The organism is Saccharothrix sabaoui, from assembly GCF_051756985.1.
In the GTDB taxonomy this organism is placed as follows: Bacteria; Actinomycetota; Actinomycetes; order Mycobacteriales; family Pseudonocardiaceae; genus Actinosynnema.
This window is the reverse complement of record NZ_JBPKJK010000231.1, coordinates 1-11,080: the sequence shown is the minus strand read 5'-3', so window position 1 is coordinate 11,080 and position 11,080 is coordinate 1. Positions and strand designations below refer to the sequence as shown.

The window sequence follows — 11,080 nt, the reverse complement described above, 5'->3', positions numbered from 1 at the left end:
GCCGGACCCGACCACCTTCCCGGAGGATTCCCGTGAGCCACACCCACGTCATCGGGGCGGAGCCGCTGGGCCGCCTGCCCGCTTCCTGGAACCACTGCGTGGGCACCGGGCGGCTCAACCTCGCGCTGCGCGCCGACTACCAGGAGTCGCTGGCGCTGGTGCGGCGCGAGATCGGCTTCCGGTACATCCGGGGCCACGGCCTGCTGTCGGACGACATGGGCGTGCACCGGGTGTCGGGCGGCCGGGTCCGGTACTCGTCCACCTACGTGGACCAGGTGTTCGACCGGTACCTGGAGCTGGGCGTCAAGCCGTTCGTCGAGCTGGGGTTCATGCCCACCGCGCTCGCCTCCGGCGACGACACCGTGTTCTGGTGGAAGGGCAACATCACCCCGCCGCGCTCGCACGACGAGTGGGCGGCGCTCGTGCGGGCCCTGGTGGCGCACCTGGTGGACCGGTACGGCCTGGACGAGGTCCGCACCTGGCCCATCGAGGTGTGGAACGAGCCGAACCTGGTGAACTTCTGGAAGGACGCCGACCAGGAGGCGTACTTCCGGCTGTACGAGACGACCGCGCGGGTCGTGAAGGACGTCGACGCCGGCCTCCAGGTCGGCGGTCCGGCGATCTCGCCCGGCTCGGACGAGTGGTGGGCGCCGTTCGCCGACTTCGTCACCCGCCGGGACGTGCCGGTCGACTTCGTGTCCCGGCACGCCTACACCTCCGGCCCGGCGCAGCACGTGCCGTTCGGCACCTACCAGACCCTGACCGCGCCGGGGGCGCTGCTCGACCAGTTCGACGCGCCGCGCCGGCACCTGGCGGGCACCGCGCTGGCCGGGCTGCCGGTGCACATCACCGAGTTCAACACCTCCTACCGGCCGGACAACCCGATCCACGACACCGCCTACAACGCCGCCTACCTCGCGCCGGTGCTGGCGGGCGGCGGCGACCTGGTCGACTCGTTCTCGTACTGGACGTTCTGCGACGTGTTCGAGGAGGACGACGTCCCGACCTCGCTGTTCCACGGCGGGTTCGGGCTGCTCACGCACCGGCAGGTGCGCAAGCCGACGTACCACCTGTACGCGTTCGCGGCGCGGATGGGGACGCACGTCCTGGCGCGCGGCGAGGACCACCTCGTGTGCCGCGACGACGACGGCCGGGTGACCGTGCTGGCGTGGCAGCCGGTGGGCGGCACCGAGGGGCCGGACGCGCCCGAGCGGCACGACGTGCGGCTGTCGGTGCCGGTCCCCGGGGTGCACGCGTTCGTGCGGCGCGAGCGGGTGAACGAGCACGACGGCAACGCGTTCGCCGCGTGGCGCGAGCTGGGCCGGCCGCGGTCGCCGTCGGCGCGGCAGCTCGACGTGCTGCGGGACTGCTCTCGGCCCGCCGCGGAGCACCGGGCCGCGCCGGTGGTGGCCGGCCGGGTGGAGCTGGACCTGGCGCTGTCCCGGCACGAGGTGACGTTCGTGGAGGTCGTCCCGGTGCGGCCGGAGGTGCACGAGGGGCTGGACGACCGGCGGATGCTGGGCGTCTCCGACGACCGCCTCGTCGCGGGGCACGAGAGGTGACCGCCGTGGACGAGCGCGACCCGGCCGCCGAGATCGGCCCCGGCGTCCTGTCCCGGGCCGCGGCCGTCGTGTACTGGTTCCTGGTCGTCGAGGTCCTGCTGGTGCTGACCACCGGTCCCGGGCTGGTGCTCGTCCTGCTCCTGGCCGGGGACGCGGGCAACGCGCCGCTGATCGCGCTGTGCTTCGCGCCGGTCGCCCCGGCACTGTCGGCGGCGCTGTTCGCGTGGCGGGTGTTCCTCACCGACCGCGACCTGTCCCCCGCCCGGCACTTCCGGCGCGGCTACCGGCTGAACTGGCTGGACGTGCTGCGCTGGTGGCTGCCCGCGCTGGTGGTGCTGGCCGTCATCGGCTCCACGCTGGCCAACCTGGGCGCCGCGGGCGTGCCCGCCTGGTACGGCGCGGTGCTGCTGGTGGTCGCGGTCGGCGTGCTGGTGTGGTCGTCGAACGCGCTGGTGCTGTCCTCGGCGCTGTCGCTGCGCGCCCGCGACACCGCGCGGCTCGCCTCCTACTACCTGGGCGCGCGACCGCTCGCCGCGCTCGGCTCGCTGTCCCTGCTGATCGCGGCGGGCGGGGTCGTGGTGCTCGCCTCCGACTGGGTGCTGGTGCTGCTCGCCTCGCCCTTCTCCCTGGCCCTGCTGCGCAACGCCGAACCGGTGCTGCGCGACGCGACCGAGAGGTTCACCGGGTGAACGACGGGCGACCGGCGAAGATCGGCTACGGCGGCGACTACAACCCCGAGCAGTGGCCCCGCGAGGTGTGGGACCGCGACTACGAGGCGTTCGCCCTGGCGGGCATCGACACCGTCACGGTCGGCGTGTTCGCGTGGGCGCACCTCCAGCCCGCCGAGGACCGCTACGACTTCACCGCGCTGGACGCGATCGTGGGGCGCGCGACCGCGGAGGGCAAGCGGGTCGTGCTGGCCACGCCGAGCGGCGCGATGCCGCCGTGGCTGGCGCACGAGCACCCGGAGGCGTGCCGGGTCGACTTCGAGGGGCGGCGGCACGTCTACGGGCAGCGGCACAACGCGTGCCCCTCCTCCCCCGCGTTCCGGCGGTCGGCCGTGGCGATGGCGTCGCGGCTGGCCGAGCGGTACGGCGAGAACCCCGCCGTCGTGGCCTGGCACGTGGGCAACGAGTACGGCGGTGCGTGCTACTGCCCGCTGTGCGGCGCGGCGTTCCGCGAGTGGCTGCGGGAGCGCTACGGCGACCTGGACCGGCTGAACCACGCGTGGAACACGACGTTCTGGTCGCACACGTTCACCGACTGGGCGCAGGTCCAGCCGCCGACCGCGCTGTCGGAGCACTGGCGCGGGCCGGACCACACCGCGTTCCAGGGCATCACGCTGGACTACCGGCGGTTCATGTCCGACGCGCTGCTGGGCGGGTTCGTCGCGGAGAAGGCCGCGATCCGCGAGCACGTGCCGCGCACGCCGGTGACCACCAACTTCATGGGCCTCTACCAGCCGGTCGACTACCACCGGTGGGCGCCGCACCTGGACTTCGCGTCCTGGGACAACTACCCGCCCGAGGACCCCTCGCCCTCCCGCACGGCCGCACGGATGGCACTGGCGCACGGGTTGGTGCGCGGGCTGCGCGGCGGCGACCCGTTCTGGGTGATGGAGCAGACCCCGTCGGTCACCGCGTCGCGGGACGTGAACCCGGTCAAGCGGCCCGGCGTGCTGCGGCTGTGGTCGTGGCAGTCGGTCGCGCACGGCGCGGACGCGGTGCTGTACTTCCAGCTGCGGCAGTCGCGCGGGGCGTGCGAGAAGTACCACGGCGCGGTGCTCGACCACGCGGGCCGCACCGACACGCGGCTGTTCCGCGAGGTCGCCGAGCTGGGCCGCGAGTTCGACCTGGTCGGTGACGCGGTCCTCGGCGCGCGGACGCCCGCGCGGGTCGCGCTGCTGGTCGACTGGGACAGCTGGTGGGCGGTCGAGATGTCCGACGGCCCCAACCGCGCGGTGCGCTACGTCGAGGTGCTGACCGCGTACCACCGGGCGCTGTGGCAGGCCAACGCGCTGGTCGACGTGGTGCCGGTGACCGCGGACCTGGGCGGCTACGACGTGGTGGTCGCGCCGCTGCTGCACCTGGTGAAGGGCGACCTGGCGGACCGGGTGGCCGAGCTGGTGGTCCGGGGCGGCACGTTCCTGACCACGGCCCTGTCCGGCCGGGTGGACGAGGACGACAACGCGTTCCTCGCCGACGTGCCCGGCCCGTTCGCCGCGCTGCTCGGCCTGCGCGTGGAGGAGACCGACGCGCAGCGGCCGGACGTGGTCAACCCGGTGGCGCTGTTCGGCTCCTCGTACGCGGCGCGGCACGTGTTCGAGGTGGTGGTGCCGGGGGACGCCGAGGTGCTGGGCACCTACGGGGCCGACTTCTACGCGGGCACGCCGGCGGTGACCAGGGCGCGGCGCGGGGCGGGCGGCGCCTGGTACGTGGCGACGCTGTTGGACGACGAAGGGGTGCGTGCGGTGGTGGACGCGGTGCTGGAGGAGCACGGCCTGGCCGGGCCGCTGGCCGACGTGCCGGACCTGGAGGTGGTGGAGCGGGTCGCGCCCAACGGCACCCGGTACGCGTTCGTGCTGAACCACGGACCGGAACGGGTGGTCGCGTCGCCGTTCACCGGGACCGACCTGCTGACCGGGCGCGAGCTGGCGGCCGGTGACGAGCTGGTGCTCCCGCCGACCGCCTCGCTGGTGGTGCGGATCGCCCGGTAGCCGGCGACCGCGTGTGGCCGGCTACCGGGCGTGGTCGTCGGCGGTCACCGGGTGCGGTCGAGCAGGGTGAGGTAGGCGTCGAGCTGGGCCGCGCCCGCGAGGAGGGCGCGGGCGCGCCCGGCCAGCCGCTCCCGCCAGGAGTCGAGGAAGGCGCCCAGCGCGTCCTCCCCGCCCGCCTCGCGCAGCGAGCCGACGAACCGCGCGACGCGGCGCAGCGGGTACCCGCCCCGGCGGAGCTGCCGCGCGACCTCGGCGTCGCGCACGCAGTCGGGCCCGTAGTGGCGGTACCCCGTCACCGGGTCGCGCCCGGGGCGCAGGACGCCCTCGGCCTCCCAGGTGCGCAGCGTCGCGGGGTGCACGCCGAGCCGGTGCGCCAGTTCACCCACGGTCAGCGGCCGGCCGGGGACGGCGACGGGCGGCGCGGTGGACAGGGCGCCGAGGGCCGCCGCGACCTCGGCGCGGGTGTCGCGTTCGGCGACCAGGGCGACGTGCGCGGCGTCGACGAGCCGGTAGGCGGACTCGGTGTCGCCGCGGTTGGTGGCGCGCATGATCTCGGTGGCCCGCTGGTGCCCGTGGCCGCCGCGCAGCGCGAGGAAGGTGCGCAGGGCCTGCGCGTGCAGGGGCGTGTAGCGCCGGTACCCGGTCTCGCCGCGCTCGGCCGGCGGGAGGGCGCCGGCGTCCTCGTAGTTGCGGACCGCCTGCGCGGACAACCCGTGCTCCCGGGCGAGGTCGACGGGACGCAGCGCGCACCTCCGGTTGAAGGTTGACCCCGGGCGACCAGGGCTTTCGGCAGAGGAGTTTCACCCGATCCTTCAACGATAGCGTCGAGGGCAGTTCCTCCTGGAAGGGGTGTTCGTGTCCACTGCCGCACAACTGCTCGGGATCAGCCGCCGGCTCGACGACCCGGCCGACCTGGGCCGCGCCTTCGACGAGCTGCTCGCCGCGCGGGCCGAGCCGCCGGTCCTGCTCGCCCTCGGCGAACCGGCGCACGGGGTCGAGGCGTTCCCGCTGCTGCGCAACGACCTGCTCGTCCACCTGGTCGAGCGGGGCTACCGGTCGATCGTGCTGGAGACCGACTTCTTCGCCGCCTCGCTCGTGGACGACTACGCGGCCGGGGCCGGGGGCGACCTGGACGCGGTGCTCGCGACCGGGTTCAGCCACGGGTTCGGCGGCGTGCCGGGCAACCGCGAGCTCGTCGAGTGGCTGCGCGGGTACAACGCCGGCCGCGCGCCGGAGGAGCGGGTCCGCTTCCGCGGCTTCGACGCGCCGACGGAGTACTCGGCCGCGCCGAGCCCGGGGCGCGCGCTGCGCGCGGTCGTCGACCACCTGCCCGCGGCGCTGCGGCCGGCGTCGGTCCGCGACCTCGACGCGCTGCTCGGCGACGACGCGGACTGGACGAACCCGGCGGCCATGTACGACCCGGCGGCGTCCGTCGGCGACTCCGACCGGGCCCGCGCCCTGCGCGTCGTCGCCGACGACCTCGCCGGCGCGCTGCGCGGCGCGGCGCCCGACCTGCGCCCCGCCGACCCGGCCGGCTACGACCTCGCCGCCGCGCACGCGCGCACCGCCGCGGGGCTCCTGCGCTACCACGCGGCCATGGCCTCCACCGCGCCCGACCGCGTCGCGGCCCTGCTCGGTGCGCGGGCCGCGATGATGGCCGGGAACCTGCTCGCGATCGTCGAGCGGGAGCGGTCGCGCGGGCCCGCCCTGGTGTTCGCGCACAACACGCACCTCCAGCGCTCACGTCCCCACCTGACCATCGGCGAGGACGTGAGCTGGACGAACGCCGGCACGTTGGTCGCGGACGCCCTCGGCGAGCGCTACGCGTTCGTGGCCACCGACGGTGCCCCGACCGGCGAGCCGGGCACCCTCCAGGGCGCGCTGGCCGGGGCGACCACCCGTCGCGCGCTGTTCCCGGCGCGGGCCCTGCGCGCCGCGCTCCCGCCGGCGGTCGGACCGGGCGGACCGGTCGTGCGCGGCCACGTCCCGCTCACCCCGGCGGACCTCGACGGGGCCGACGCGGTGGTCTTCGTCGCCGACACCGACGGGAAGCAGCACCAGTACTGGTAGCCGGTGCGCCTCGGCGGCGCTCCACGGCCCGCAGGCCGATCGGGGCGCCCCGTTCCGCATATCGGCGGCTGTGGCGGAATGCAATTCCACACAGCACTGAATTCTTACCGGACAATCACTCGAAGAGGTCATCCGACAACTCCTTCGAGCGATTGAGGGCCTACTCGCGTACCGCACACGATATAGTTGTGCGGTACGCGACCCGGCGTTCATCTGCGATTCCATTGGCGATGATCTTGATCGTGGGCTGCGCCGGCAACATCACCTTCGCCGGTGGTGTCGGCGGGTGCGGCGGTCGACGCGCACGCCGTGCACGCCTCCCGCGGCACGCCGGGTGACATGGGCGGCAAGGCCACCATCCGGTGCACGGTGGGACGTGGCCGACGCGCGCTTGGAGGTCCGACTGGAACAGCAGCGGGAATCGGTGTGGGCACCGGTCGCCGACAATTCCGCCCTACCGGGTGAGTACGGGCCCGCGATCGGCGTGCTCGCCACGGGCAAAACGGCGACGCGCCAGGTCTTCGTCCCGTGCGCGCCGGGGACCTACCGGCTCGCCGCGCGCGGGAGCGCCGCCCTGAACGGGGCACCGAGCGCGTCCGCGGCGTGGCAGTACGGTGGTCCTGCGACGAACCCGTGCGACGGGAGCTGAGGCGTGACGAAGGATCGTCCTCTCCGGCCCGCCCCGTTCCACGACGGTTCCGGCTTCCCGATCCCGCTGCTCCGCCTGCGCGACGCGGTCCGCGCGCGCGGCGGCGATGTGGAGGGGGGCGGCTCGCGATGGGTCCTCACCCACCCCGACGACGGGCTCCCCGACGTCGTCGTGGTCGTCTCGGACGACGGCGACGTCGTGGTGGACGCGGGTGACGGCCGGGTGCTCGACGTGTTCCGGGACGAGGCGTGGGTGGTCCACGACCCGGCGCGCGGGTGGACGCACCTGGAGGACGACCTGCTGGCCGTGCTGGACGGCGGGTTCACGCGCGAGGAGTGGTTCGACGGCGACGGGCGGCGGGTCGCCTGGGCGGTGCGGCTCGTGGGTCCCCACGTCGACGAGGCGGGCGGCACCGCGGGGGCGGTCGAGGCGTCGTGGGCGCGGCGCTCCTCCACCTACCCCGCCTGGCCGGCACCGCGCCACCGGGCGTGAGGCCCGTCAGAAGATCCGGCGGCCCCGGGCGTCGGGGACGCCGGACTTGCGGAAGAAGTAGGTGTTCACCTGGTCGCGCCACTCGACGGCGCACCGGGCCTGCTCCTCCAGCAGCGCGGTGACGCGGTCGTGCAGCGCGGCGGGCACGTGCCCGGCCAGGGACGCCCACACCGCGCGCATCCGGTCCACCTCCTCGACGCCCGCGAAGTGGGTGTCGTAGACGTGCTGGACCACGGTCGTGCCCGACGTGAGCACGTGGTCGTAGGGCACGTGGTGGAAGAACAGCAGCAGCTCGTCCGGGCAGGTGTCGACCGACTCGTACACCTCGCGCCACGGCGCCGGGTACTGGCCGGTGAACCCGGTGCCGGTGGCGCGGGTGCGGTCGACGCCGACGCCGTCGCGGTCGGCGAAGTGGTAGGTGCCCCACGGCGTGTACTCGTAGCCGTCGACGGACGGGCCGTAGTGGCTGCCGGGGGTGACCATGAACCCGACGCCGAGCGGCGCGGTGTAGCGCTCGTAGGTGTGCCACGAGCCGTCCATCACCTCGTGCAGCGGTCCGCGCGCGGCCGGGTCCTCGAAGGTGAGGCCGATCCACTCGTCCAGCACGGCCGCCGGGTCGAGGCGGTCGTCCCAGGCGAGCCGGCCGAAGCCGAACAGGTTGGCCTGCGCGAGCGGGTGGCGGGTCCAGAACTCGTCGTCGCCGACGTTGGAGACGGCGACGAGGCCGTCGACCAGGTCGGCGACCGGTTCGCCGCCGCGCAGGCCGAAGCCGAGGATCTCGGACCACTGCGGCACGAGGTGGCACACGTGCCGCTGCTGCCCGGTGTACTCCTGGGTGACCTGGAACTCGGCGGCCAGCCGGGTGCGGGGCATCGCGGCGAGCACCGGCGAGACGGGTTCGCGGGTCTGGAAGTCCATCGGCCCGTACTTGACCTGGAGCACCACGTTCCCGTCGAACGCGCCGTCGAGCGGGGCGAAGTGGTCGTGCGCGGCGCGGGCGCGGTCGGTGGTGCGGTCGCGCCAGTCCTGCCGGTGGTCGTAGACGAACGCGCGCCAGAACACCGTGCCGCCGTGCGGCTTGAGCGCGCGGGCCAGCAGGTTCGCCCCGTCGGCGTGGTCGCGGCCGTAGGCGAACGGTCCGGGTTGGCCCTCCGAGTCGGCCTTGACGACGTACCCGCCGAAGTCCGGGACGGCCGCGTAGACGGCCGCGGTCGTGCGCTCCCACCACTCCCGCACGGCCGGGTCGAGCGGGTCGGCGGTGGGCAGCCCGCCCAGCGTGATCGGGGCGGCGAAGCTCACCGACAGGTGCACGGCGATGCCGTGCGGGCGGAACACGTCCGCGAGCCGCGCCACGTCCGGCAGCAGGTCGGTCAGCAGCCGCGCCTCGGTGCGGTGCACGTTGACGTTGTTCAGGCCGACCCGGTTGACGCCGATCGAGCCGAGCAGGCGGGCGTAGGCGGCGGCGCGGCCCAGGTCGGCGCGCACCGCGCCGTCGGCGTAGAAGATCGAGCCGCCCGCGTAGCCGCGTTCGACCTGCCCCATCACGGGGTGGACGTCGATGTTGTCCCAGTGGTCGAGCATCCGGATCGCCCGGCGCGGCGCGTGGCGCTCCACCACCGGGTCGCCGGTGAACGCGGCCTCGCCCAGGCGCACCACGTGGTGCAGGCCGTGCAGCAGGCCGGGGCCGCCCTCCGCGCGCACGGTGACCGCGCCGCCGGCCCGTTCGAGGGTGAACGCCTCGCCGTCGCCGTCGGCGGCGAGCAGGTCGAGGTCCGCGGGGCCGTCGGTGACGAGCGCGCCGCCGTGCGCGGCGACCGCCGCCTCCACCTCGGCGCGCACGGTGCCGACCGGCGGCCCGTCACCGACCACCCGGACCCGGCGCGACCCGAGCGGCCGGAACGCCGACGCGGGCAGCCAGGCGGGGTGGGGGGCGGTCGGGGCCTCGGTGCTCGCTGTGCTCGCCACACCACCGAACCTAGGTCGGGACCCCAGGCGCGACAAGGGGTCCGCCGTCCACAGTCGACTGCCGGGGCGACGAAACTGTTTCGCAGCACGCGTTCCGCGGTGGCGACCACTGGAGCTGGATCGGTTCAGCCGGGACGTGCCGGACCTGTGACCCGCCGGCGCTAGGGTTGCCGGGACGGGAGAGGTGGGAACCGGTGGACGAGGGTCGGTTGGTCGCGGGGCGCTACCGGCTGCGCACGAGGCTCGGCGCGGGCGCCATGGGCGTGGTGTGGCAGGCGTTCGACGAACGGCTCGGCCGCGTCGTCGCGCTCAAGCGGCTCGTCGTGCCCGAGGGCGTGCCCACGGCGGACGCGGTCGCCCGCGCCGCGCGCGAGGGGCGGATCGCGGCGCGCGTGCAGCACCCGAACGCCGTCACCGTGCACGACGTCGTCGAGGACGACGGCCGGCCGGTGCTGGTCATGGAGTACGTGCCGGCGCGCACGCTGGCCGACGTGGGCGTGCTGCCGCCGGACGCGGTCGCGCGGATCGGCGCGCAGGTCGCCTCCGCGCTGGCCGCCGCGCACGCGGCCGGGGTCGTGCACCGCGACGTGAAGCCGGCCAACGTCCTGATCACCGCGGACGGCACGGCGAAGATCGGCGACTTCGGCATCGCCCGCGCGGTCGGCGACGTGGCGGTCACCCGCACCGGTCTGCTCGCGGGCACGCCCGCCTACCTGTCCCCCGAGGTCGCCCGGGGCGCGGAGCCGGGTCCGGCGTCCGATGTGTTCGCGCTCGGCGCCACCCTGTACGCGGCGGTCGAGGGGCGGCCCCCGTTCGGCGACGGGGACAACGCCATCGCGCTGCTGCACACCGTGGCCGCGGGCCGCTTCGACCCGCCGCGCAACGCCGGGCCGCTGACCGGCGTGCTGCTGGAGGCGCTGCGCACCGATCCCGCGACCCGCCCCGACATGGCCCGGCTCGCCGAGCTGCTGCGCTCCCCCGCACCGGCCCCCGCACCGGCCCTCGCCCCGGCCCCCGGCCCGGCACTCGCCCCGGCTCCCGCCCCGGCCGCGACCCGCCTGGACCTGGCCGTGCCGAGGTCGCCGTCACCGCCGTCCTCGTCCCGCCGACGTGCGGTGCTGGTCGGCGCGGCGGTGCTCGTCGTGGCCGGCTCGACCCTCGCCGCCCTGGCGACCACTCGTGACGGCGGCACGGCGACCGGGGGCGCCACGTCGTCGAGCGGTGCGACCACGACCACCACGACGACCGCCGCCGCCGAGGTCACCGCCGAGCGGCTCCGGCAGGCCGTGACCGACTACTACGCCCTGCTGCCCGACGACACCGCCGGCGCGTGGGAGGTGCTCGGCCCGCGGATGCGCGAGCAGGGCCCGCGGGAGTACGCGAAGGCGTGGCACGGCGTGCGCGACCTGGTCGTCACCGCGGGGCCGGAGGCCACCGGCCCGGACGCCGTCACCGTGGGCCTGGAGTTCACGAACGGGGACGACGAGCGGATCGCGGAGACGCGCGGCCTGGCCCTCGTCGTGGTCGACGGGGTCCCGCTGGTCGACGCCGAGGAGGTGCTGTCGTCCGACCGCGTCGGCGAGGAGGAGGGCGACGACGAGGGGGACCGGGGCGAGCGCGGTCGCG

At 75.2% G+C, this 11,080-nt stretch carries 8 protein-coding genes; 6 read left to right on the top strand and 2 right to left on the bottom strand.

Going from position 1 to position 11,080, the window contains the following annotated elements:
- Positions 1 to 32 precede the first annotated feature (32 nt).
- Genes ACR807_RS38820 through ACR807_RS38810 form a run of 3 tightly spaced genes read left to right on the top strand, consistent with a single transcriptional unit; the run spans position 33 to position 4,278 of the window.
- Positions 33 to 1,562 (top strand): GH39 family glycosyl hydrolase, encoded by a 1,530-nt coding sequence (locus ACR807_RS38820; RefSeq protein WP_438926523.1) that lies wholly within the window; start codon positions 33 to 35, stop codon positions 1,560 to 1,562.
- A 5-nt stretch (positions 1,563 to 1,567) separates the two neighbouring features.
- Positions 1,568 to 2,251, top strand: a complete 684-nt coding sequence (locus ACR807_RS38815; protein ID WP_438926522.1) for a glycosyl transferase — start codon at positions 1,568 to 1,570, stop codon at positions 2,249 to 2,251.
- Positions 2,248 to 4,278: a beta-galactosidase gene (locus tag ACR807_RS38810; protein ID WP_438926521.1), complete on the top strand. Its 2,031-nt coding sequence runs from the start codon at positions 2,248 to 2,250 to the stop codon at positions 4,276 to 4,278. The genes ACR807_RS38815 and ACR807_RS38810 overlap by 4 nt, the downstream gene beginning before the upstream one ends.
- A 44-nt stretch (positions 4,279 to 4,322) precedes the next feature.
- Here the strand turns inward: ACR807_RS38810 and ACR807_RS38805 are convergent, their stop codons facing one another.
- The gene (locus tag ACR807_RS38805) at positions 4,323 to 5,021 is read right to left on the bottom strand and encodes a MerR family transcriptional regulator (RefSeq protein ID WP_438926524.1); all 699 of its coding nucleotides are present in this window, start codon (positions 5,019 to 5,021) and stop codon (positions 4,323 to 4,325) included.
- A gap of 112 nt (positions 5,022 to 5,133) precedes the next feature.
- Between ACR807_RS38805 and ACR807_RS38800 the strand changes: the two genes are divergently transcribed.
- Both ACR807_RS38800 and ACR807_RS38795 read left to right on the top strand, forming a co-directional pair.
- Positions 5,134 to 6,348 carry an erythromycin esterase family protein gene (locus ACR807_RS38800; RefSeq protein WP_438926520.1) on the top strand — a complete coding sequence of 405 codons (1,215 nt, stop codon included), beginning with the start codon at positions 5,134 to 5,136 and terminating at the stop codon, positions 6,346 to 6,348.
- A 652-nt stretch (positions 6,349 to 7,000) separates the two neighbouring features.
- Positions 7,001 to 7,489 (top strand): hypothetical protein, encoded by a 489-nt coding sequence (locus tag ACR807_RS38795; RefSeq protein WP_438926519.1) that lies wholly within the window; start codon positions 7,001 to 7,003, stop codon positions 7,487 to 7,489.
- A 6-nt stretch (positions 7,490 to 7,495) separates the two neighbouring features.
- On the opposite strand, the gene ACR807_RS38790 is transcribed toward ACR807_RS38795, so the two are convergent.
- Positions 7,496 to 9,454: an alpha-glucuronidase gene (locus ACR807_RS38790; RefSeq protein WP_438926518.1), complete on the bottom strand. Its 1,959-nt coding sequence runs from the start codon at positions 9,452 to 9,454 to the stop codon at positions 7,496 to 7,498.
- Positions 9,455 to 9,648: 194 nt separating this feature from the next.
- Here ACR807_RS38790 and ACR807_RS38785 point away from each other — a divergent pair.
- Positions 9,649 to 11,080: serine/threonine-protein kinase (locus ACR807_RS38785; RefSeq protein WP_438926517.1), on the top strand; the 1,432-nt coding region annotated here is incomplete at its 3' end.